At 52.7% G+C, this 23758-nt stretch carries 24 protein-coding genes; 10 read left to right on the top strand and 14 right to left on the bottom strand.

From position 1 onward, the window contains the following. Positions 1-147 precede the first annotated feature (147 nt). The 5 genes from HMY34_RS01175 to HMY34_RS01155 all read left to right on the top strand — a co-directional run bounded on the left by HMY34_RS01175 (position 148) and on the right by HMY34_RS01155 (position 5316). Complete coding sequence (locus HMY34_RS01175) at positions 148-420, top strand: hypothetical protein (RefSeq protein ID WP_202717347.1); 273 nt, start codon at positions 148-150, stop codon at positions 418-420. Between the two features lie 13 nt (positions 421-433). Then, entirely contained in the window at positions 434-814 is a 381-nt protein-coding gene (locus tag HMY34_RS01170; protein ID WP_202717346.1) for a type II toxin-antitoxin system VapC family toxin, read from the top strand. A gap of 92 nt (positions 815-906) precedes the next feature. Next, the gene (gene pta, locus HMY34_RS01165) at positions 907-2997 is read left to right on the top strand and encodes a phosphate acetyltransferase (protein WP_202717345.1); all 2091 of its coding nucleotides are present in this window, start codon (positions 907-909) and stop codon (positions 2995-2997) included. Then, on the top strand, positions 2994-4136 hold the full coding sequence (locus HMY34_RS01160; protein ID WP_202717344.1) for an acetate/propionate family kinase: 1143 nt from the start codon (positions 2994-2996) through the stop codon (positions 4134-4136). Before pta ends, HMY34_RS01160 begins: the two co-directional genes overlap by 4 nt. After that, positions 4093-5316, top strand: coding sequence for an FGGY-family carbohydrate kinase (locus HMY34_RS01155; protein ID WP_228287946.1), 1224 nt, complete (start codon positions 4093-4095; stop codon positions 5314-5316). Before HMY34_RS01160 ends, HMY34_RS01155 begins: the two co-directional genes overlap by 44 nt. Here the strand turns inward: HMY34_RS01155 and HMY34_RS01150 are convergent. Beyond that, on the bottom strand, positions 5313-6695 hold the full coding sequence (locus HMY34_RS01150; RefSeq protein ID WP_202717342.1) for a DUF2201 family putative metallopeptidase: 1383 nt from the start codon (positions 6693-6695) through the stop codon (positions 5313-5315). The genes HMY34_RS01155 and HMY34_RS01150 overlap by 4 nt on opposite strands. 63 nt (positions 6696-6758) lie before the next feature. Next, positions 6759-7961, bottom strand: coding sequence for a S8 family peptidase (locus HMY34_RS01145; RefSeq protein ID WP_202717341.1), 1203 nt, complete (start codon positions 7959-7961; stop codon positions 6759-6761). Positions 7962-8100: 139 nt separating this feature from the next. On the opposite strand from HMY34_RS01145, the gene uvrC reads away from it, so the two are divergent. Together uvrC and pgsA are read left to right on the top strand one after the other, a co-directional pair. Beyond that, positions 8101-9933 (top strand): excinuclease ABC subunit UvrC, encoded by a 1833-nt coding sequence (gene uvrC, locus HMY34_RS01140; RefSeq protein ID WP_202717340.1) that lies wholly within the window; start codon positions 8101-8103, stop codon positions 9931-9933. 1 nt (position 9934) lies between these two features. Continuing rightward, the gene (gene pgsA / locus HMY34_RS01135) at positions 9935-10483 is read left to right on the top strand and encodes a CDP-diacylglycerol--glycerol-3-phosphate 3-phosphatidyltransferase (protein ID WP_202717339.1); all 549 of its coding nucleotides are present in this window, start codon (positions 9935-9937) and stop codon (positions 10481-10483) included. Here pgsA and HMY34_RS01130 read toward each other — a convergent pair. The 12 genes from HMY34_RS01130 to HMY34_RS01080 form a co-directional block, all read right to left on the bottom strand. Next, entirely contained in the window at positions 10478-11737 is a 1260-nt protein-coding gene (locus tag HMY34_RS01130) for a helix-hairpin-helix domain-containing protein (RefSeq protein WP_202717338.1), read from the bottom strand. The genes pgsA and HMY34_RS01130 overlap by 6 nt on opposite strands. Positions 11738-11832: 95 nt before the next feature. Further along, positions 11833-12456, bottom strand: coding sequence for a helix-hairpin-helix domain-containing protein (locus HMY34_RS01125; RefSeq protein ID WP_202717337.1), 624 nt, complete (start codon positions 12454-12456; stop codon positions 11833-11835). Positions 12457-12459: 3 nt separating this feature from the next. Further along, positions 12460-12591: a hypothetical protein gene (locus tag HMY34_RS20315; RefSeq protein ID WP_255697746.1), complete on the bottom strand. Its 132-nt coding sequence runs from the start codon at positions 12589-12591 to the stop codon at positions 12460-12462. Between the two features lie 18 nt (positions 12592-12609). After that, on the bottom strand, positions 12610-13716 hold the full coding sequence (locus HMY34_RS01120) for an OmpA family protein (RefSeq protein WP_202717336.1): 1107 nt from the start codon (positions 13714-13716) through the stop codon (positions 12610-12612). A 144-nt stretch (positions 13717-13860) separates the two neighbouring features. After that, complete coding sequence (locus HMY34_RS01115; RefSeq protein ID WP_202717335.1) at positions 13861-14280, bottom strand: rhodanese-like domain-containing protein; 420 nt, start codon at positions 14278-14280, stop codon at positions 13861-13863. Between the two features lie 3 nt (positions 14281-14283). Beyond that, positions 14284-14553, bottom strand: a complete 270-nt coding sequence (locus HMY34_RS01110; RefSeq protein WP_202717334.1) for an FAD assembly factor SdhE — start codon at positions 14551-14553, stop codon at positions 14284-14286. After that, entirely contained in the window at positions 14546-14782 is a 237-nt protein-coding gene (locus HMY34_RS01105; protein WP_202717333.1) for an FAD assembly factor SdhE, read from the bottom strand. Before HMY34_RS01105 ends, HMY34_RS01110 begins: the two co-directional genes overlap by 8 nt. Positions 14783-14910: 128 nt before the next feature. Beyond that, positions 14911-15690, bottom strand: a complete 780-nt coding sequence (locus tag HMY34_RS01100; RefSeq protein WP_202717332.1) for a succinate dehydrogenase iron-sulfur subunit — start codon at positions 15688-15690, stop codon at positions 14911-14913. Between the two features lie 14 nt (positions 15691-15704). After that, positions 15705-17492, bottom strand: a complete 1788-nt coding sequence (sdhA, locus tag HMY34_RS01095; RefSeq protein WP_202717331.1) for a succinate dehydrogenase flavoprotein subunit — start codon at positions 17490-17492, stop codon at positions 15705-15707. A 22-nt stretch (positions 17493-17514) separates the two neighbouring features. Continuing rightward, positions 17515-17892 (bottom strand): succinate dehydrogenase, hydrophobic membrane anchor protein, encoded by a 378-nt coding sequence (gene sdhD / locus HMY34_RS01090; RefSeq protein WP_202717330.1) that lies wholly within the window; start codon positions 17890-17892, stop codon positions 17515-17517. A 23-nt stretch (positions 17893-17915) separates the two neighbouring features. Further along, complete coding sequence (sdhC, locus tag HMY34_RS01085; protein ID WP_202717329.1) at positions 17916-18293, bottom strand: succinate dehydrogenase, cytochrome b556 subunit; 378 nt, start codon at positions 18291-18293, stop codon at positions 17916-17918. Positions 18294-18335: 42 nt separating this feature from the next. Beyond that, entirely contained in the window at positions 18336-19025 is a 690-nt protein-coding gene (locus HMY34_RS01080; protein ID WP_202717328.1) for a GntR family transcriptional regulator, read from the bottom strand. Positions 19026-19287: 262 nt separating this feature from the next. On the opposite strand from HMY34_RS01080, the gene HMY34_RS01075 reads away from it, so the two are divergent. The 3 genes from HMY34_RS01075 to HMY34_RS01065 are packed head-to-tail and all read left to right on the top strand — an operon-like array spanning position 19288 to position 23679. Next, positions 19288-22134: a 2-oxoglutarate dehydrogenase E1 component gene (locus HMY34_RS01075; protein ID WP_202717327.1), complete on the top strand. Its 2847-nt coding sequence runs from the start codon at positions 19288-19290 to the stop codon at positions 22132-22134. Further along, positions 22131-23261: a cell division protein ZapE gene (gene zapE, locus HMY34_RS01070; protein ID WP_228287945.1), complete on the top strand. Its 1131-nt coding sequence runs from the start codon at positions 22131-22133 to the stop codon at positions 23259-23261. The genes HMY34_RS01075 and zapE overlap by 4 nt, the downstream gene beginning before the upstream one ends. A 58-nt stretch (positions 23262-23319) precedes the next feature. Continuing rightward, positions 23320-23679, top strand: coding sequence for a hypothetical protein (locus HMY34_RS01065; protein WP_202717326.1), 360 nt, complete (start codon positions 23320-23322; stop codon positions 23677-23679). Positions 23680-23758 lie beyond the last annotated feature (79 nt).

The following is a 23758-nucleotide window of genomic DNA, read 5'->3' as shown; positions in this document are numbered from 1 at the left end:
ATCCCTACAATCAGTAAAACTTTCGACAAGGCTTGTTGCAGTTTGTGTGGTGCTGTGATTTTCTCCGCGAGACGGGGCGGGAGTTACTGGGGTGCTAAACTTTGGGGTAGAATGTGCGGTTGGATGACCAGAACTAGGAGACTCAAAATGGGATATGCTTATGTTAATGCTCAGATGTTACATCGTGAAATCGACTCGCTTGATCCTGTTGACATGGCGCAGGTATTCGATTTCATCGGTTATCTGAAAAGCCGGGCGGTCAAGTTGCCCAAGAGTCAGAAAACGGAAGCGGAACGGCTGGCTATCATCGAAAAGGCATTGACAGCTTTACAACAGTCGGCGGCATTTTCAGATATTGGCGATCCGGCGGAATGGCAGCGGGAGATACGCAAAGACCGTCCATTGCCGGGGCGGGAATAAACAGGAGACAAGGATGCTGCTGGATAGCAATGTTTTGATTTATGCCTCCAAGGCCAAAGATTTGGAAGACAAGGCGGCGAAGTTAGTAAAGCAGACTAATGCTTGTGTGTCCGCCATTACCTGCGTGGAGGTGTTGGGGTATCACAGTTTCAAGGGTACAGAAAAGACCGATCTGGAAACCATGCTCGAATATATGACTATTTTTCTGGTTTCTGAACAGGTGATCGAGAGTGCCATTTACTTACGCCAGCAAAAAAGTATGTCATTGGGGGATTCGATTATCGCCGCGACGGCACTGGTGCATGGTAAGGTTCTGTATACCCGAAATACCGATGATTTCAAATGGATTGCGGGGTTGCAATTGGTGAATCCGTTCGTGGACTACACCGCTTAACCAATTCAACATAAAACCCCATTGGCACTTACCCCCGAATTGCTTTACTATGATTGCTGCAATGCACAAAATTAGCGGAAGGGGTAACACTCGTGTTTCACAGCATCTACATAGCCGGGGCAGAACCTCGCAGCGGTAAATCCATCATCGTCTTAGGCATGATGGAAATGCTTCGCGCCATGACGCCGAAAGTGGGTTTCTTTCGCCCCGTGATTCCCGAAAACAACGGGCGTGACCCGCTGATTCACCTGATTTCCAAGCGTTACGGGCTGAATATGGTCGGCAGCGAACTCTACGGTTGCACCGAAGACGTGGCTCGCAAAATGGTGGCGGAAGGCAATCACGACGAACTGCTCAAGCTAATCCTCGCCAAATACCGCGCTGTACAAGAAAAAATGGACATTGTAGTGTGCGCCGGAACAGACTTTTCCGGGGCAAACACGGCGCTGGAGCTGGATTTCAACGCCAGTCTCGCCAATCACTTCGGCTGCTTGTTTATGCCGATTGTCAAAGGTCAAGGGCGCACGGCGAGTGAAATTGCCGATGCGGTACGCATGTTGGAAGAGCATCTGGAGGCCGGGCAGCATTGCGAATTGTTGGCAGCCTTCGCCAACCGCGTGCCACCGGCTGAAGTGGATGAATTATCGGCGTTGTTGAAAAATTCACGTTTCCCATTCTACGTTCTGCCAGAAAAAAGTTCGCTGGAACGCCCGACGGTGGGTGAAATTGCGCGTGCGCTGCATTTCGATTGCCTCTATGGCACGCCACAGTCGATGAACCACGAAGTTTCGCGCTACAAAGTGGCGGCGATGCAGGTGCAAGATTTCCTCGGACATCTGGAAAATTGCACGCTGATTATCACTCCCGGCGACCGTTCTGACATTATTCTCGGCAGCTTGGCGGCGGATGCGTCCAGCAATTATCCGCTGATTGCGGGGCTGGTATTGACGGGTGGGCAACAACCCGCGCCACAAGTTAGCAAGCTGCTGGAAGGCATGAATCCGTTGCGCTTGCCGATTTTGTCTTCACCGCTGGATACTTTTGAGACAGCCCTCAAAGTGAACGAAGTGGAGGGCAGCATTCTACCCTCTGACGAGCGCAAGATTGCGGTGGCGTTGGGCTTGATGGAATCGTGCGTGGATATGCACCAGTTGCGCCAATTGATTATCCAGAATGCGGGTCATCGCATGACTCCGCTGATGTTTGAATACGAATTGATCCAGCGTGCTAAATCGCAGCGCAAGCACATTGTGTTGCCGGAAAGTAACGACGAGCGCGTGTTGCGGGCGGCGGAAATCCTGTCATTGCGTGACGTGGTGAAAGTGAGCTTGCTGGGGATTGAAGCCGATGTCCGCGCTAAAGCCTCGCATCTGGGGCTGAAATTGCGTGATGTGGCGATTATTGATCCGCGTCAATCGCCGTTACGCCGCGAGTTTGCCGATGCGTATTTCGAGTTACGCAAACACAAGTGTCTTGCCCCGGAATTTGCGTGGGATACGATGGCGGATGTGAGTTATTTCGGCACGATGATGGTGCAGTTGGGCTATGCCGACGGCATGGTGTCTGGCGCGGCGCATACGACTCAACACACCATCCGCCCTGCGTTTGAAATCATTAAAACCAAACCGGGTTGTTCCTTGGTTTCCAGCGTGTTTTTCATGTGTCTGGAAGATCGGGTATTGGTGTATGGCGATTGCGCGGTTAACCCTAATCCGAACGCGGAACAATTGGCGGATATTGCGGTTACGTCTGCTGACACTGCCCGTATGTTTGGGATTGAGCCACGTACCGCGTTGCTGTCGTATTCGTCTGGTGAATCCGGTAAGGGCGATGATGTGGAAATGGTGCGCACGGCGGTGCAGCTTGCTCATGCGCGTCGCCCTGAGCTGAAACTCGATGGCCCGATGCAATACGACGCGGCAGTGGATGCTGACGTAGGCAGTTCCAAAATGCCTAATAGCGACGTGGCAGGCAAAGCGACTGTGTTTATTTTTCCCGATCTGAATACCGGCAATAACACGTATAAAGCGGTGCAACGTTCGGCGAATGCTGTTGCCATCGGCCCGGTCTTACAAGGTTTGAACAAGCCCGTGAACGACCTTAGCCGTGGCTGCACGGTGACGGATATTGTGAATACGGTGGTGATTACCGCGATTCAGGCGCAACAGGAGAGTGCTGCATGAAAACAATATTGGTGCTGAATGCGGGCAGTTCGTCGCTTAAATACCAAGTGTTTGACATGGAAAACCAGCAGGTGCTGGTCGGCGGTTTGCTGGATCGCATTGGTGAGGCAGGCGCTGAAATGGCCTCGCATCAAGAAGCATTGGCGCGGATTATGCTGCATTTACAGGCAGCAGGCATTACTGAGATTGATGCGATTGGGCATCGCGTGGTGCACGGTGGCGAACACTTTAAGCAGCCTGCGCTGATTGATTCGGCGGTGGTGGAGGCTATCCGCGCCATGATTCCGTTAGCACCGTTGCACAATCCGGCGAATTTGGCGGGGATTGAAGTGGCGCAATGCTTGTTTCCGGCTGTGCCGCAGGTGGCGGTATTTGATACCGCGTTTCACCAAACCATGCCGCCGGTGGCGTTCCGTTATGCCGTGCCGGTTGAGCTGTATCGGGAACATAAGGTGCGGCGTTATGGCTTTCATGGCACGTCGCATCATTACGTGGCGCAACAAGCGGCAGCGTATTTGCAACGTGAGTTAACCGCCCTCAATTTGATTACGTTGCATCTGGGGAATGGGTGTAGCGCGACGGCGATTGCTAAGGGCAAAAGCGTCGATACCTCAATGGGCATGACCCCGATGGAAGGCTTGGTGATGGGGACGCGCTGTGGCGATATTGACCCTGCCTTGCACTTTTATTTGCAACGCGAAACGGGTTTGTCGCCGGATGCTGTGGAAAGCTTATTCAATAAGAAAAGTGGTCTGAAAGGGCTGTGTGGTGTCGGTGATATGCGCGAAGTGCAGGCACTAGCGGATACCGGCGATACCGATGCGCAATTGGCTGAAGCGATGTTTGCGTATCGGGTGAAAAAATACATCGGCGCGTACAGTGCGGTGTTGGGGCAGGTCGATGCGGTGATTTTCACCGGCGGGATTGGCGAACATTCGGCGCGTATTCGGGCGCAAGTGTGTGCCAATTTGCAGGTATTCGGCGTATACCCTGATCTTGTTAAAAATGCGGCGCATACAGCGGGGATTCTGGAGTTTCAGCAGGAAACTGCTACCCTCAAACTTTTGGTTATCCCGACCAATGAGGAGCTTGAAATTGCCCGCAGTACCGCTCAACAGTTGTTTTTACGCCGGTCTTGATTTAGGCACATCCGGTTGTCGTTTGATCGCTATTGATGGCAATCAGGCGGTGCCAGCGGAGGCACGGGTGGTTTATCCTGCTGATACCGAGCAATCACCGGCGTTGTGGTGGGGTGCTGTGCAGCAAGTCATGGCTGAAACTCCTGAAACTATCCGCGCTAATCTGCAAGGGATAGCGGTGGATGGTACGTCTGGCACGATTTTATTGGCGGATGCTGACGGCAATCCGACTACGGCTGCGTTGCTGTATAACGATGCGCGTGCGCTGGAACAATCGCGCCGGATTGCCACTATTGCGCCGCGAGAGAGTGGGGCGCATGGCGCAACCAGTAGCCTCGCCAAACTGCTATGGTTGCTGGAACATTACCCTGATCGACCGCACGCTTACGCTTTGCACCAAGCCGATTGGATTACGGGCAAGTTGGCGGGGCAGTTCGGTTTCAGCGACGAGAATAATTGCCTGAAGTTGGGTTATGACCCGGTAAAGCGCGAATGGCCTGCATGGATGAAAAATCTAGTACCCGCCCATTTGCTACCGATGGTGTATGCGCCGGGACAGAGGGTGGGGGAGAGCATTATTCACGCCGGAACCACAGACAGCATCGCCGCTTTTATCGCGACGGGTGCAAGTGAGTTAGGCGATGCCGTTACCTCGCTGGGTAGCACGATTGCCCTGAAAATCATCAGCGACAAGCCTATCTTTGCACCCGAATTTGGCATTTATAGCCACCGTTTAGGCGATAAGTGGTTAGCCGGGGGCGCATCTAACAGCGGCGGAGCGGTATTGTTACAGCACTTTTCCCGCGATGATTTGCAGCGTTTGACGCCGCAACTTCAGCCAGATAAGCCGACGGGATTGGATTACTACCCGTTGAGCAAACCGGGGGAACGTTTTCCTCATGCCGATCCGCAATGGCTACCGCGATTAATCCCGCGTCCGGCGGATGATGTGCAGTTTCTGCAAGCGATGCTTGAAGGGATGAGCCGCATCGAACACGCTGGTTGGCAACGTTTGCATGAGCTGGGTGCGCCTTATCCGCGCACCTTGCGCACGGTCGGTGGTGGCAGTCGTAATCTGGCATGGATGCAGATGCGGGAAACGTTGATCGGTGCGCCGTTCCTGCCTTCCACACACGATGAAGCAGCATTTGGTGCGGCATTATTGGCGCGTGGCGTTTAATTCAACTGCACCCGCGTCCCCCACGGCACTGGCGACTTGCCTTTCACCAACCAAATCACCGGATAATTCGGTTGCACTTTGGGGAAATACCCCTGTGCATCCGTGAAATACACCAAAATATCCGGCTGTCGGTCTTGGGTTTGCACCCATTCAAACACGGGGCGGAAGTCGGTCGAGCCACCACCGGGCATGGCTTGCGGCAACGTCGCTTCTTCCCACGGTTCAAAGCGGCGCGGGAAACCATCCACCACTTCGGAATCACACGCGAGTAAGGTGACGGCGGCGCGAACTTGCCCTTTGATGGCGTTGATTTCGGTGAGGCAATCCAGCAATTCTTTGTCATTCACCGAGCCGCTTACATCCAGCGCCACTACCGCATTGATTTGGTAGCTTTTGAGTGTCGGGAAAATCGCAGGATCGCCACGGCGTGAGGAAGGGCGGGCATAGCTGTAATCGTCGCGTGCCACGGCGGTCATGTAGTGCGCCAGCAAGGTGCGCCAGGGCAAGCGCGGTTGCAGCAATTCTTCCACCAAGCGTTTCATGATGCCGCTGAGTTTTCCGGCTTGTTGTGCTTGTTGGGCGGCTCCGGCGAGGCGTTGTTGCCATTGCACGCTGAGGTCTTCGGCTTCTTGCTGGTTCAGCGGGGGCGGTGGGGGTTCGCCATCTTCGCTGGGTTCATCGGGGGATTGTTGTTGGGTGTTGCCGTCGCCTTCGTTGGCATCTTGCGGTTGGGATTCGGCTTCGCCGGATTCGCCCGCGTCTTGTTCATCAGGTTGCTGCGGTGGAGTGTCAGTGTCTGGTTCGGTATCCGTATCGGATTCTTCGGGAGTGTCATCCGCGTCGGTCGGGTTGTCTTGTTTGTCGCGGTTATCCAGCGGGTTTTCGCTTTTGTCGCTGCTGCCTTCCGACGGGTTGGTTTCTTTGTCGTAAAGGTGCTGATCCATCGTTTCGGTCATGTCGTTATCGTCGAGGAGCGGGTAAATCTCCTCGGCACTCATGCCGACGTATTCCTTCATCATGATCATGCCGGGTGGCGGTTTCAATCCGTCGGCAATCAGAATGGGGTTGATGGCGTAATCGCACGCTAAATCCCAACGGTGTTTGACGCGGTGGGCGCGGCGGGCGAAATGTGACAAGGCGCAGTGCAGGGCTTCGTGTGCTAACACAAATTGTGCCTCGTCGGTGCGCAATTCCTGCACGTATTCGGGGTTGTAATAAAATTTACGCGCATCCGTGCCGGTGGTGGGACACCATGCGGGGTTGGCAACCTGTAACGGCAGGCGCAGCACTAATGCGCCCAGAAACGGTTTATCCAAAATCAGTTTGGTGCGGGCGGCAACCAGTTTGTTTTCGACGGCTTTGAGATCAATATCAGGCATGGGTGGCAGCTTATTGACGAAAACTCTGATGGTAGAACGCCCCGCGCACGGGTGCAAATGGGCTTAGTTCAGCGGGGCTTGCACAATGCCCGTGCCTACGTCGTCTTCCTCGTTATTGGGGGCAAGCGATGCGTAAGTGCCGCTGGCAACCAATTGCGCCATTAAACTTTGGTTTTCGACGCGCCCGTTCACTTCCAGTTGGCGTTGCGCCCAGAGTACGGCGACACCTGCCGCGTGTGGGGTTGCCATGCTGGTGCCATCCATGCGGGTGAGTTTGTCGCTACCGGCTTCAGCAGAGAGAATATCGACGCCAGGAGCAGCAATATCGGTTTGATTGTTAGAGAATTCGGCAACGGTAAAACCTTTGTCGGATTCGCCGAGAGCGCCGACCGCAATAATGCCCGTGCCTGCGGCGGGCGGCGCGACTGCAATTTCGTACTGGGGACGGTTGCTTTCATTGCCTGACGCCGCAACGATGACTGCCCCTTGCCCAAAGCTGCTAAATGCCTGCACAAAGCTGGCAAGTTCGGTGAAAAGATTGACGTTAGCGCGGTATTCTTCCAACGCCATCGAAGTCGCAGGATTTACGTGCATCCCTTCGGTTTTGACCAGCCAATCGACGTAGCCGGGAAAGTCGATCCCAACCGACATGGAAATGACATGTGCGCCTTCGTGTAACGCCCATTGAATCGCTTTGGCAAGCGTGGCGGAAGTGCCACCGCCTTCGCCCAATACTTTGCCGATGAGGGCGCGTTCGATATGGCGAGCGATACCGATGCGCGTGCCATTCACATCCTGACCGAAAATCGTTCCAGCACAATGCGTGCCGTGACCGTCAAGATCGTTGGGGTCTTCCGTGGTGAAGTTTTGTTGGATCAAGTTCACGCTTGCAAACGCAGGGTGGTTGGGGTCGATGCCGCTATCCAGCACCGCGACGGTCACGCCCGTGCCATCAAAACGCGATTCGTGGGCGCGTACTGCTTTTACACCCCAAGTAATCGTCTGATCGGCGGTAGGCGGTATTACGGCGTCGGTCATTTGCCGCCTGACCGGTGCGATGAGTTTCAGTGGCATGGGCAGGGCAATCGCACGGGTGCGCGGGTCACGGCGTAAATCATTGCGTTCGCGTTTGGTCAGGTCGGCCTCTTCCAATTTAACGCTTGTATCGCCAGTGCTACGCATTCCCGCGCCGCGCATTCCGGTGCTGCCGCGAGTGGGTGAAAAAACGTCTTGGCTACGCAAAACAATGTATTTTTCAGTTTTCATCTCGATCTCCCCGCTTGCTTTAACTGTGATGCAGAATGCCTGTAACTATAGTCGGCTTTGCGTTTGCCAAGCGGTAATTTTTGGATGGCGTGAGTAACTTCAACAGCAACTTCTTGCCTGCTGTGGCAAAATAGCCACTATGCAAACCGACCTCCCGAATTTTGACCCCCAAGATTTCCTCAGAACCGCCCCGCATAAGCCGGGCGTGTACCGTATGCTGGGCAAAGATGGCACAGTGCTCTACGTCGGCAAAGCCAAAGACTTGAAAAACCGTCTCTCCAGCTACTTTCGCGGCACACTGACCAATTCGCGCATTTTTGCGATGGTCAAGCAAATTTGCAACGTGGAAATTGCCATTACCAACACCGAAGCCGAAGCGTTATTGTTGGAAAGCAACCTGATTAAACAGCATTCGCCGCGCTACAATATTTTGCTCAAGGACGGCAAAGGCTACCCCTACATTCACATTACGGCGGGCGAATATCCGCGCATTGAATTTTATCGCGGTTCACGCAAGCAACCTGGACAATATTTTGGGCCTTACCCCAGTGTGGGGGCGGTGCGTCAAACCATGCATTTAATGAAAAAATTGTTCAAAGCGCGGCAATGTGAAGACAGTTATTTCGCCAACCGTTCGCGCCCGTGTTTGGAATACCAAATCAAGCGTTGCAGCGGGCCTTGTGTTGGTATGATTGACAAGCACGACTACGACCAAAGTATTCGTCACGCGGTGCAATTTCTGCAAGGGCGCACTCAGGACGTCATTGATGAACTGGTGCAAAAGATGGAAAGCGCCGCGCAGATGTTGAATTTCGAGAAAGCCGCTGAACACCGCGATTTAATCGAAAGTTTGCGGCATATTTCCCAACAACAATACGTCAGCGGCAGCAATGGTAATGTGGATGTGGTGTCGATTTGCTTGGGGTCGGGGGTTGCCAGTGTGCAGGTATTCACGGTGCGCAATGGCAATAATCTTGGCAACCGCAACTTCTTCCCTAAATTGCCCGATGGTGACGTGGCTAGTGCGGAAATTCTCAGCTCATTCTTGGCGCAGTATTACCTGAATCATGATGTGCCGGGTGAAATTTTGGTCTCGGAATTGCCCGATGATGCGGATGTTTTAGCCGATATGCTGACCCTCAAGCAAGGGCGCAAAGTGGTAATTCGCCAACCGCAGCGCGGCGAACGCAGCAAATGGGTAGAATTGGCGCAACGCAATGCCGAACAAGCCCTGCAAATGCAAGTACTCTCAAAAGCAGGGATGCAGCAACGCCTGTTCGCCCTACAAGAAGCGCTTGGCATGAGTGGATTGCCCGCCCGTATGGAATGTTTCGACATTAGCCACACAATGGGGGAAGCGACTGTTGCCTCCTGCGTGGTGTTTGACTTGAATGGCCCACTCAAATCGGAATATCGGCGGTATAATATCGAAGGTATTCAGCCCGGTGATGATTACGCAGCGATGCATCAAGCGCTTACTCGCCGATTTCGTCGCGCTGTTGAGCAAGCCGGTAAACTACCTGATATTCTGTTTATTGACGGCGGCAAAGGTCAGGTGTCACAAGCTTTGGCGGTATTGCATGAATTAAATGTCACGGGTGTGGATGTTGTTGGGGTGGCGAAAGGCGAAGGTCGCAAACCGGGGTTAGAAACCTTGATTATCGAGCAAGGCAGCGAGCGTTTGGCATTGCCTGAACATTCGGCAGCCTTGCACTTAATTCAACAAATTCGCGATGAAGCCCACCGTTTTGCGATTACCGGGCATCGGGCGCGGCGTCAAAAAGCACGAACCCAATCGCCTTTGGAGCAAATTGAAGGGTTGGGCGCAAAGCGGCGGCAAGTATTGCTGCAACAATTTGGTGGCTTGAAAGCGATTGAGCGTGCCAGTGCGGAAGAATTGGCAAAAGTATCCGGGATTAGCCCGGCGTTGGCGCGTAAAATTTATGATTTCTTTAACGGAGAAGAGAGTTGATATGGTGTTCAACCTGCCGGTGTTGCTGACGTGGCTGCGGATTGCGTTTATTCCGCTGCTGGTATTCCTGTTTTATCTGGAAGCGCCTTGGGCACCCTTGGCGGCGGCTATCTTGTTTGGGATTGCCGGTTTGACCGATTGGGCAGATGGTTATTTGGCGCGTTTGTGGCAACAGGAATCCAGTTTTGGTGCATTTCTTGACCCAGTGGCGGATAAGCTGATTGTGGCAGTCGCCCTGATTTTGCTCGTGGAACGCGAAGTGAATGTTTGGATCACGTTGGCAACGGTAGTAATTATCGGGCGCGAAATCGTGATTTCAGCGTTGCGTGAGTGGATGGCGGAATCCGGTAATCGTTCCAAAGTGGCGGTGGCTTTCATTGGCAAACTGAAAACCACCGCGCAAATCATTGCGCTGATTTGCTTATTGTATAACCAAGATTTGTTCGGAATATTGCCCTTGCGCGAAATCGGTTTGGTGGCTTTGGCAATTGCGACGGTACTGACCGTCTGGTCGATGGTGCAGTACCTGCGCAGTGCGTTTCGCTCATAAGCTGTCTTGGTAAGTTTTGAGCTGTTCCCATTCCCCTCGTGCAGCGAGTGCCGCTTGTTGCGGCCAGCTTGACGTGTCGTGCTGGCTGAATTGTTCGTCTTCCACGATCAGCAGGGCTTGCAGTTTTTGGTGGGAAGTTTCCGCCAATTGCTGATAAGTGTGGATACCTGCGCGGTGCAGAATAGACGCGAAGGTGGGGCCAATGCCTACCAGTTTTTGCAGATCGTCGTGTTTGATCGACAAATTGCTGGCGAGTTTTTCGGTGAGTTCTTTGGCGCTGGCAGCGAGGTTGGCGAGTGTCGAGCTGCCTTTTGTCAGGGTTTCAGCGCTGAGAGAACTGCCTTTTGAGCCAAGATCGTTGCCGATTTCTTTCGCTTTGTGCAGCCATTCATTGGCGGTGGGAGTGGCTTTTTCGGTGAGGTGTTCCACGCTGTCTTTGGCCTTGTGCAGCCATTCGTTGGCGGTAGGCGTGGCTTTTTCGGTGAGGTGTTCCACACTGTCTTTGGCTTTATGCAACCAATCGTTCAAGATATTGAGTGGCGTGTCTGTGCTGCCTTGGTTGCTGTTGGTTTCTGGCATATCCGGTGGATCAATAATCGGTTTGTGTGGGTCGATAGCATCGAGTAATGGATCAGTTTTCATGGTTGTTTCTGGCATATCGGGTGGATCAATAATCGGTTTATGGGGGTCAATTTCAACCAACAGTGGGTCAAGCGTCCATGATGCGGTTGGCATTGGTTCGTTGGGCATGGTGATGATCTCCAGTGTGATTTCTGGTTCTGGTGCGTCGTCTACGTCAACTAAGTCAAGGATGGGTTTGTGCGGGTCGATGGCAGCCAGCAGCGGATCAATTTCTGGCAACGGTGGCAATTCGCCATGCATCACAGGCACGTCTACCACGGTTTTAGGAGTTACTTCCGGCAAGGCAATCGTGGGCTTGGCGGGGACTTTGGGAATATAAACATCCGTGACAGGTTGCGGTCGCGAAAATTGTGGCAGTTCAAGCTCTGGTGCTGGCGTGACAGGTTTAGCGCGTAGGTTTGGGGTGTGAATGTCGAAGTCACGGGTGTGATATTTGCCCGCTGGAACGGGGGTAATGCCAAGCGGAACCGTTTTTTTCTTGGGTAAGCAGCAAATGCCCATTTGACGCAATAAGCGGCAGAGTAAGATGCCGACGACAAAACTCAGTAGCAGTAATGAGATGATTTCCCCTGTTGCCATGCCGAATGTATAAGGGGTATTAGCGGTATTCATGATTGGCATTCCTTATTCAATGCATGAGAAATGGTAGCGGTAGCGTCCTGCTAAGCAAAAACCGGCGTTTTGCCGGTTTTTGTGGGGCTTGTTATTTAAACTCGTCCGCTGATTAGCAGGTTTTGGTATTCCTTGAGGCGTTCCCATTCACCTTTGTTTGCCAATTCTGCTTGGTAAGGCCAGCTTTTAGGGTCGTGCATTTTGAATTGATTACCCGCAGCTTCCAGTATCGGTTTGATTTCTTCCGGTGTCATGGATGCAAGTTGTGCGAAATTACGCACGCCCGACGCATTGAGCACTTGTTCCAATTTGGGGCCGATACCTTCCAATTTTTTCAGGTCATCTTTGTGACCTAGCGTGACGCTGGTCAGGTTAGGTGGGATGCTGCTGACCTCATGGCGGGAGGGGGCGCTGGGTGCTGGCGGCTCAGGGTTACGCAATAAGCTGTTAATGTCAGCCGTATAGCCACCGCCTTTCAGATCATTGCCCGGAAATTCGCGTGGGGTACGCTGACCTTCGCGTGTGGTGCTGGAATGAGTGGTGTGACTGGTATCACTCAAGGAAGGCTCTCTGGTGTTAAGCGCATGGCTGGCACAGCAAATACCCCATTTACGCAATAACCAGCACAGCAGCATCCCCAGTAAAAATGCGCCTAGCAGCAGTAAGACGATTTCCAGACTGGCGAGACCAAAGGTGTAGTCGGCACTTGTTTGCTTCATGAATTACTCCTCATGGCCTGAGCGGTTGCGGAAATAGCAGAACAGGAAACCCAAGAGGAATGCACCTGCGAGCATGAGAATGACATCCAGACTGGCGCTGGTCATGTCGTAACGGCTTGTAATGTCTTTAAACATGGTAACAACTCCAATCGTTTATTTTACAGGGGTGATTTCAACACGGCGGTTTTTCTTGCGCCCGTCTTCCGTATTGTTATCAGCAATCGGTTTGTCAGCACCTTCAGAAGACGCAGATACACGGTCTTTAGGAGCGCCAAGATCAACCAAGGTTTTTTGGAGCATTTCAGCACGTTTTAAACCGAGAGCTTTGTTTTTCGCGGGATCACCCTTGTTATCGGTGTGACCGACGATGGTGATTTTCGCACTGCTATTGTCTTTCAGGAACTGCGCTACTTTCTCAAAATATTCCTTGGTGCTGTCAGCTAATTGTGGGTTAGCAGAACCGGTCGGGAAAGTGAGGATAGCCGGGCCAATATCGCCGTTTTGAGTGGGACTAGTGGTTTCCATGGTGACTTTATCGGCATCAGCTTTGGTTTGTGCTGCATCCGCAGCGGCTTTATCAGCGTCGATTTTAGCTTGTGCTTCAGCAGCGGCTTTATCTGCATCGGCTTTGGCTTGTGCATCCGCAGCGGCTTTGTCGGCAGCAGCTTTGTCAGCGTCAGCTTTGGCCTGTGCATCCGCAGCGGTTTTGTCGGCAACGGCTTTATCAGCGTCAGTTTTGTCAGCATCGGCTGTTTGGGTGGCATCACCACCGTTGGCAGCGGGATCAAGATAATCAGCGAGTTGGTTATTGTTGGTGTCGGTGGCATCATCAACATTGCCATCACCATTGGGGTCAGCTTTTTCAGCCGCTGTTAATACGCCGTCCCCGTCATCGTCGTCATCCAGCGCGTCTATTTTGCCATCCCCATCGGTGTCTTGTGGGTCGCGTGCCAGTTCGATGAAGTCAGAAATACCGTCGCCGTCGCTGTCTTCTTTATCAGGGTCAAGTCCCAAGGTTTTTTCTTTGGCATCGGGAATACCGTCACCGTCGGTATCGGTCGTATCAGCACTTGATTTGTTGTCAGCATCTGATGCTGCGCCAGCCAGTGCCGCCGCACCCGTTGCGGCTGTACCCGTTGCGACTTGTGCGGACGTTGCATCAGCACCGCAGAAACCTTTCACTTTGCAGGTATACCACCACCAGCTACCTACCCCCCAGATACCGGCTAACAGTAGCACGATTAATGATTTTGTTTTCATGCAGGTGAAACTCCTTTTCTTGGAACATTCTTGAATAACGTTATGAGACACACTTTTTATAGTATGCAATACCGTGAATTACAACCGGGTTATTGTTCGCATGAAAATAGCATGAACGGCGGCAACTTGCCGATTATTGATGCGTTAGCACTGTTCCCAAGGCAAACCGTGAAAACGCCAGCCACCCAATGTTCCCCGGTGATGTTGGTTATCCCGTTCACCTTCAAAGCCTTCGTCAATGTGCATGACGTGTTGGAAACCGGCTTCAAGTAACGCGCTGGCAGCTTCACGTGAACGTTTACCACTGCGGCAAATTAACACCACTTGCGCGGCTTTGGGCGGCAATTCTTGAAAACGGCTGGTTAGCAATTGTTCGACTTCGCTGGCGAAATGCGGATTAATGTCCCAATCGGGTTCGTCGATCCACGCAATGTGCACTGACCCAACCGGATGACCAACAAACAAATATTCCATAGCGGAACGGATGTCGACCAAAATGCTGTGCGGGGTGGTTTGCAATAAGTCGTAGGCGGCAGTAGGGGAAAGGTCGTGTAATTCAGGCATGGACTATTCTCCGGCGGTGTTGTCATGGTGTTGGCGTACTTTTTCAATAATAGCGCACATACCCGTATCGCGGGGCTGGCGATTGCCAATTAACCAATCAAGAATTTCCTGATCTTTGGATTTTAATAAACGCTCGAACGCAAATTGCTCGCCCATATCGAGTGTTTGGAAACAATCCTGTAAAAAACGTCCCAAGGGTTGATCCAGTACCTGCAAAGTACGTCGACATGCCCAGCGCAAGCGTACCAGTCGTTCGGCTTGTTGTTCAGTCATTGACGACACGCAGCTTAGCAATCAGGTCGGTGTATTGGTCAGGGAAGGGGATTGCGTCTAACAGCATATCCCAGATGAGCGGGTCTTGCATTGCCAGTAATTCGTCTAAGCGTTGCAATTCCGTGGTGCTGGCACTGTTGTAATGGCGTTCTAAATAGTGCTGGAAAATCACATCCAGCTCTTTCAAACCACGCCGACAGCGCATTTTTACGCGGGAAAGTTCACTCATGGTGTATATCCTTGTACCCCTCACCCCAACCCCTCTCCCTCAAGGGGAGAGGGGCTAAGAAAAGGGAAAATATTATTTCTTGTTCCCCCTCGCCCCTTGAGGGAGAGGGGGTAGGGGGTGAGGGGTTCTTAACGCCGTTCGATCATTTTTTTCTTCAGTTCTGCAATTGATTTCGCCGGGTTCAATCCCTTAGGGCAAGTGTTGGTACAGTTCATAATGGTGTGGCAACGGTAAAGTTTGAACGGGTCTTCCAGATTGTCCAAACGTTCGCCCGTGGCTTCATCACGGCTATCCACTACCCAACGATTGGCTTGCAGCAAGACCGCAGGCCCCAAATAACGGTCACTGTTCCACCAGTAGCTAGGGCAAGATGTTGAGCAGCACGCGCATAAAATGCATTCGTAGTGATTGTCGAGCTTCTTGCGGTCTTCCGGCGATTGCAGGCGTTCGCGATCCGGTGGCGCAGGCGTTTGGGTCTGCATCCACGGCTTGATCGAGGCGTATTGCGCGTAGAAATGCGTCAAATCAGGGATCAAATCCTTCACCACTTCCATGTGTGGCAAGGGGCTGATTTGTACATCGCCCTCGCAAGCCTCAATCGCTTTAATACACGCCAGCGTATTCGTGCCGTCGATATTCATCGAACACGAGCCGCAAATCCCTTCACGGCAAGAGCGGCGGAAGGTCAAGGTCGGATCAATCTCGTTCTTGATCTTCAGCAAAGCATCCAACACCATCGGTCCGCATTGGTCGAGGTCGATTTCGTAGGTATCCCAACGCGGATTTTCGCCGCTATCCGGGTCATAACGGTAAACGCGGAAATTTTTCACGCGGGTCGCACCGGTAGGGGCAGCCCAAGTTTTGCCACTCTTGATGATCGAGTTGGCAGGTAAGTTAAATTCAGCCATGACAATGCTCCCTGTTAGTAAACCCGTTTCTTCGGTGCGATGTATTCAATGTCATCCGTCAACGTGTAGGTGTGGACGGGGCGGTAGTCGATGGATACTTTGCCAGCGTCATCGACCCACGCGATCGAATGTTTCATCCACTCATCATCGTTACGATCCGGGAAGTCCTCGCGGGCATGAGCGCCCCGGCTTTCTTCACGGTTCATGGCGCATTGAATCGAGGTTTGGGCGCAATCCAGCAAATTGGCTAACTCGAAGGTTTCCATCAAGTCAGAGTTCCACACCAAGCTGCGGTCTTTCACCGCAACATCATTGAAGCTGGCGTAAATCTCATTCATTTTATCGACACCTTCTTGCAAAGTTTCAGCAGTACGGAAGACCGCCGCGTGCTTTTGCATGGTGTGCTGCATGGCTTCACGGATTTGCGCGGTGCTGGTATTGCCATTGCCGTAATGGATGCGCTTGAAACGTGCCAATACTTTTTCCACACCTGCCGCAGGCAATTCAGGTTGCGTCGCGCCGGGGGTAACGGTTTCCGCACAACGGTTGGCAGCAGCGCGTCCGAATACCACGATGTCGAGCAAAGAGTTCGAGCCTAGGCGGTTAGCACCGTGCACCGATACACAAGCGCACTCACCAATCGCCATCAAGCCGGGAACCACGCTATCGGGTTCGCCGTCTTTCAGCGTGACCACTTCGCCGTGGTAGTTGGTGGGAATGCCGCCCATGTTGTAATGCACGGTTGGCAGTACCGGAATCGGTTCTTTGGTGACATCTACACCGGCAAAGATACGCGCACTTTCAGCGATCCCCGGCAGACGTTCGTGAATCACTTCAGGGCCTAAGTGTTCCAAATGCAGATGAATATGGTCTTGTTTCGCGCCAACGCCACGCCCTTCATTGATTTCAATGGTCATGGAACGGCTCACCACGTCACGCGACGCCAAGTCTTTGGCATTCGGGGCGTAACGTTCCATAAAACGTTCACCCTTGGCATTGGTCAGGTAGCCGCCTTCGCCGCGCACCCCTTCGGTAATCAAACAGCCCGCGCCGTAAATGCCGGTCGGGTGGAACTGGGTGAATTCCATGTCTTGCAATGGTAAACCTGCCCGCGTCACCATGCCGTTACCGTCACCCGTACAGGTATGCGCTGAAGTCGCCGAGAAATACGCACGCCCGTAACCGCCGGTTGCCAGCACCACTTTCTGCGCCCGGAAAATACGCAGAATACCGTTGGCTAAATCCCACGCCAGTACCCCACGGCACACGCCTTCCTCATCCATAATCAGGTCGGTAGCGAAATGCTCAATGAAAAATACCGCATCGTGACGCAAGGATTGCTGATACAGCGTGTGTAAAATCGCGTGACCGGTGCGGTCAGCCGCTGCACAGGTGCGGTGCGCAATGCCTTTACCAAATTCGGTGGTCATCCCGCCGAAGGGACGCTGATAAATACGGCCTTCTTCCGTGCGCGAAAACGGCACACCTTGGTGTTCCAGTTCGATCACCGCCGGAATCGCTTCGCGGCACATGTATTCAATCGCGTCTTGGTCGCCCAGCCAGTCCGAGCCTTTTACGGTGTCGTACATGTGCCATTGCCACTTGTCAGGCCCCATATTGCCGAGTGCGGCGGACATGCCACCTTGTGCGGCCACGGTATGGCTACGGGTTGGGAATACTTTGGTAATACATGCCGTGGACAAGCCTTTTACCGCCATCCCGAACGTGGCACGCAAACCCGCGCCGCCAGCACCCACGACGACGACATCGTAGGTATGATGTTCAATTTTGTATTCAGTCATTGTGTAATCAACCTCTGTGTCATTAGCCCGCGAATGCGACCCGTAAGATGCTCAAAATGCTGCTCGTTCCCAGCAATACCAGTACCAATTTCATGCCTATCAATGCGGCAAGTTTGATGCCTTCGTGATGCACATAATCTTCAATCACCACGGTTAACCCCAGACTGGCATGAAAGAACGCGGTGAACACAAACAAGGTCAACATGGTAGTGGTGAACGGTTGCGCAAACCAGGCTGCAACGCTGGCATAATCATCACCCGTGTGGGCTGCCACCGAAAATACCATCCACAAAACCAGTGGAATCAGGGCAACGGCAGTGACGCGCTGTATCCACCAATGGCTAACCCCGCTGGTCGTTCCCAGACCGCTGGCACGTTTGAAAGGTGTCAATAAACTCATGTGTAGCAATTCCTCAACAGGGTTCAGGCAACAAGCCAAAGCAGGATAGTGAGAGCCAACGATGCGCCCACTGCGATTTTGCCGCCCAGGTAAACGCTAGGCAGATCGAAGCCATGCCCGCTATCCCATACCAAATGGCGGATACCGTTGGATAAGTGATAAAACAGCGCCCAAGACCAACCAAACAACACCAGTTTGCCAAACCATGAGCCAAGGATCGCGCTGGCATTCGCAAAAGATTCCGCACCCCCGGCAATGGCTGCCAGCCAATACGTCACCAGCAATGTGCCGATAGCCAACACCACCCCCGTGCCTCGGTGCATGATCGACAGCACCGACGTGAGTTGCGGCTTATACACCTGCAAGTGGGGTGAAAGCGGTCGTTTGTTCGCGGTCTTCATAGAGTATCCCCGTTAATAAAAAGCTAGAAAGCGTGTACGCGGCTAGGTGTCTGAGATCGGCATCTGTTCCAACAACTTGCAGGCATAATCCCGCGAAGCCCGGATATGATGGCGCATCAGCGTTTCCGCCATTTCCCCGTCGCGCCGCTCAATGGCTGACACGATCAGGTTGTGTTCCTGAAATGCCTGTTCGCTGCGACTAAACCCGGACTTGAGGCGGAAACGGTAGAAGCGTACCAAGTCATACAAGTCCTGACATAACATGCGAATCAGGCGTTTATTTTTGCTGCCTTGAATAATCGAAAAGTGAAAATCCAAGTCAACGTCGTGTTGTGAATAGCTTTGGTGCTGGGCAATTTCGGCTTGGTGACGTTCCAGAATCTTGCGCAAATGTACCAATTCCTCTGCCGTCATGTGTTCGGCGGCGAGTCGGGCTGCCATACCTTCGGTGGCTTCGCGTATTTGGTAAATTTCCAACAGTTGTTCTGTGGAAAATCCGATGATGCGTGCACCAATATTGGGCTTGCGCGTCACCAAGTTGCAGTTTTCCAGTTTGCCGATCGCTTCACGCAACGAACCTCTGCTCACGCCATAAGCTGCTGCCAGCTCTGGCTCACTAATTTTTTTCCCAGCGGGGATTTCACCCTCCAAAATGGCACGCCGCAAATCAAGAAATAACTTGTCTGCAATCGTTACCGGATCCTGCAATTTGCAGGCAGTCAGAAAGGCCATGGTGCTACCTCAGTTTGTCGACATCTTGTCTGTTGTGTTGACAATAATACCGCGAAACAGCGTTTTTTCAAGAAAAACATCCTGACATTGTTGACACTTTGAAGCTATAATGTCGACACTATAATCAAGAAATGCCAGTGTTTACCCCGAATACGTGGGTAGCAACGCACCTTAAGACACCAAGATGTCGACAATGCACTAGTTTGCTGCACTGCGTCAAGTCGGAAATGTTTGATATTTACCATCAATGTGAGTTGGAAACATGAACAAAGGAGAAGCGCAGGCTACGGCCTGGAGTGCGGATACACAATTAGACGGTAACAGCCTGCTGTACCTAGAAGAGATGTATGAGCGTTATTTGCAAGAACCAGCATCCATACCCGCGAGTTGGCAGCACTATTTTGATGCATTGCCGTCAGTTAACGGGCAGGAGCGTGACACGCGCCATTCGCTGGTAAAAGACTATTTCCGCGCTTATGCGGCAAAGCCTCAAGCCGTTATCGCCCCTGCTGCGAGTAATGTCGACATGGAACACGAGCGTAAACAGGTTAAAGTGTTACAGCTTATCAATGCTTACCGCTTCCTCGGTCACTTCCACGCTAAAACTAATCCGCTGGATGAGAATACCCCGGCGTTTGTGAAGGAATTAACGCTGGCGTATCACTCGCTGAGTGAGGCGGATCTGAATACCACCTTTAACACCGGTTCATTGGTTGCCCCTGATCAACTGACCTTGCGTGAAATCATTGCGCAATTAGAGGCCACGTATTGTGGGTCAATTGGGGTGCAATACATGCACACCACCAGCACCGAGCAAAAGCGCTGGGTGCAACAACGTTTAGAAAGTGTGCGTTCTACCCCCACGTTTAGCCCGGCTGAGAAGTTGGAGATCCTCGACCGTCTTACCGCCGCAGAAGGTTTAGAGCGTTACCTGCACACCAACTACGTCGGGCAAAAGCGTTTCTCATTGGAAGGCGGCGAAAGCTTGATTCCGATGCTCAATACCCTGATTCAGCACGGCGGCAGCTTGGGTGCGCAGGAAATGGTCATCGGCATGGCACACCGGGGGCGTCTCAATGTGCTGGTCAATGTATTGGGTAAAGCACCCGCGCTACTGTTCGGCGAGTTTGAAGGCAAATACGCCAATAACGGCGACCGTACCGGCGATGTGAAATACCACATGGGTTTTGCTTCCGACATGATGACCCCCGGCGGTCCCTTGCACGTGGCAATGGCATTCAACCCCTCGCATTTGGAAATCGTCGGTCCGGTGGTGCAAGGTGCGGTTCGTGCCCGCCAAGACCGTTGGGATGATGCCGGTGGCGACAAAATTATTCCGGTGGTATTGCACGGGGATGCGGCGTTTGCGGGGCAGGGCGTGAACATGGAAATGCTGCAAATGGCGGATACCCGTGGCTACCGCACTTACGGCACGATTCATATTGTGATTAACAATCAGGTGGGTTTTACCACCAGTACTGCCGCCGATGCGCGTTCCACCTATTACTGCACCGACATTGCCAAGATGGTCGATTCGCCTGTCTTCCACGTCAACGGCGATGACCCGGAAGCGGTGGTGTTGGTGACACAAATCGCTTTCGATTTCCGCGCGAAATTCGATAAGGATGTGGTGATTGATTTGGTGTGCTACCGCCGCCACGGTCACAATGAAGCCGATGAGCCATCCGCTACGCAACCGGTGATGTACCGCAAAATTCGCGCATTACCGACCACCCGCGAATTGTACGCACGCCGTTTGAGCAGCGAAGGGGTTATTACGGCAGAAGAGGCGCAGGAACGGGTGCAACGTTGCCGCCAGCAATTGACCAACGGTGCGCCGACCGTACCGCATTTGCTGGAAAAGGGTGAAGTGCAGAATCCACACCCGGTTAAGTGGGGACGTTTTACCGCCGGTGCATGGGATATGCCCGTGGATACCACGATCAGTGTGGAAGCTGTCAAAAACCTCGGTGCCAAGCTCACTGTGCACCCGGAAGATTTCAAGCTGAATTCCCGCGTTGCCCGTATCGTCGCTGATCGCAAGAAAATGGCAGCAGGCGAACAATTGATGGATTGGGGTTTCTGTGAAAACTTGGCTTACGCCTCGCTGATTGACGAAGGCTACCCGATTCGCTTGTCAGGTGAAGACTGTGGTCGCGGTACGTTTTTCCATCGCCATGCGGTATTCCATGAGCAGGAAAGCGGCGCAACGTTTGTACCCTTGCAACACCTTTCCGAAGCGCAAATGCCGTTTGTGGTCATCGACTCCTTGCTTTCGGAAGAAGCAGTGCTGGCATTTGAATACGGTTATGCCACTACCGAAGCCAATACCCTCGTCATTTGGGAGGCGCAATTCGGTGACTTCGCCAATTGTGCGCAAGTGGTGATTGACCAGTTTATCAGCTCCGGTGAACAGAAATGGGGGCGCTTGTGCGGGCTGGTGATGTTATTGCCACACGGCTTTGAAGGGCAGGGGCCGGAACACTCTTCAGCGCGGTTGGAACGATACTTGCAGTTGTGCGCTCAAAACAATATGCAGGTGTGTGTGCCAAGTACGCCTGCGCAAGCGTTCCACATGTTGCGCCGCCAGATGGTGCGTGATTACCGCACCCCGCTGATTGTGATGACCCCGAAAAGCTTGTTGCGCCATCCCTTGGCGGTGAACAGCATGGAAGACTTGACTGAACGTGGTTTCCAGAATGTCATCGACGAAATCGACGTGCTGGATCCGCTGAAGGTAACGCGCTTGGTCATGTGCAGCGGCAAGGTGTATTACGACCTGCTGGAACAGCGCCGTAAAGCGGGGCTGGATGACGTGGCCTTGGTGCGTATTGAACAGATCTACCCGTTCCCAGAAGCGGATATGAATGTGATATTGGATCGTTACCCGAACATCGCCGTGAACGTCTGGTGTCAGGAAGAGCCGTTGAATCAGGGCGCATGGTTGAGCATTCAGCCCGCGTTGCGTCTCGTATTGGGTGGTATGGCGCGTTTGGATGTGGTGAGCCGCCCCGCTTCAGCGTCGCCTGCGGTGGGTAGCGCCAAAGTTCATGCTGCACAGCAGCAAGAATTGGTGAATAATGCCTTAGGAATTAGGGTTGAGTCATGAAAGAAGGAAACGTTATGCCGCTATTGAAGCATTACCACGACGCCATCAAGGAGGGCGCGATCCAACACGATCCCGCCCAACTCGAAGGTATCAAGGTCTTGCAAGAGGTGTGGAATGGCTTGCTTAAACCGCGTGAAACGGCTCGCGTGGCACGTTCGCGAGGTTTGTTGGCGGTATTTTCCAAGCGGCATAATGCGGTGATCGAGCCAGTGCGCGGCGCTTACCTGTGGGGGGGCGTCGGGCGTGGCAAGACCTGGTTGATGGATATGTTCTATTCGCGCCTGCCGCTGACCGAAAAGCGGCGGATGCATTACCACCATTTCATGTTCTTCATTCATGAGGAACTGAAACGGCTGGCGCACCATCGTAGCCCATTGGAGGCATTGGCGGCGCAATTGGCACAAGAAGTGCGCCTATTGTGCATCGACGAATTCCATGTCATGGACATTGTGGATGCGATGTTGTTGCACGGTTTGCTGGATGCGATGTGCAAACACGGCATTACTTTGGTAACGACGTCTAACCGTCCGCCGGATGATTTGTATTTGAACGGTTTGCAGCGCGAACGGTTCTTGCCTGCGATTGCATTACTCAAAAAGCACACGCACGTGGTGGAACTGGATAACCAGATTGACTACCGCATGTTAAAGCACGTCAGCCAAGACAGCTTTTTGGAAGACGACGACGCGGTATTGGTGGAACACGAGCTGGAAAAGTGTTTCGCGGAACTTGCCACGGGTGCGATTGAGGTCGGGCAGGATATTGATGTGCAAGGACGTTGCTTGCCGACGCATCGCTTGTCTGAAAATATTGTGTGGTTTGATTTCAAGACCTTGTGTGAAACGGCGCGTTCTACCCGCGATTACATCGAGTTGGCAGAACGCTTTGATTACATTGTGTTATCGGGTCTGCATGTGTTGACTGAGGAACATGAATCGGCAGCACGGCGTTTCCTTAACCTGATTGACGAGTTGTATGACCGGCAGGTGCAATTCATTTTTTCCACGACGATTGCGCTGGATAATTTGTATCAGGGTGAGAAGTTGCGTTTTGAATTCCAGCGGGCGTTGAGTCGCTTGAATGAGATGCAAGGTGACGACTATCAATCGGTGCGTTTTGCTGAATAAAAAATAGCCATTTTGGTTGGTCACGGGTAAAATACCTCAAAACGCGAGGTGTTTATTAATGAAGACTACGACGAAAACGGCATCAGTAAAGGGCTTGCTGATGTTGGGGATGCTGTTGAACGTAACAGCTTGTGGCACGGTATCTACGCCGCTGTCTTATCATTCTATCCATTCGATTACCAAACCGTTTGCGTTGCGCACCCATGATATGCAGTTGCAGCAACGCCAGTGCACCAATAGCTATTTGCTGATGCAGGATTGTGATGCGGTGGTGCGGCGTGATTTCCGCCTCAGGGATAACGTGCGCGAGAATGTGTTCGATAACTTGTCTGATCGCTTGTTTGCGAATGGGCGTTCCAACGGTAAAGCACGCTGGCGGCTGAAGCGCGATCGGGTGGAGTGGCAATACCGCTTTTAAGCGCGTTAAGTGAGCGGGATCAGTATCACATTAACCCCGCCAGCGTGACGAAATCAGCACTTCATGGTTTTGTTCGGGT

The sequence above is a fragment of the Thiothrix subterranea genome (genome assembly GCF_016772315.1).
Classification (GTDB): domain Bacteria; phylum Pseudomonadota; class Gammaproteobacteria; order Thiotrichales; family Thiotrichaceae; genus Thiothrix; species Thiothrix subterranea.
Note: the sequence above shows the minus strand (reverse complement) of the source record. Positions and strands in the feature narration are given on the sequence as shown.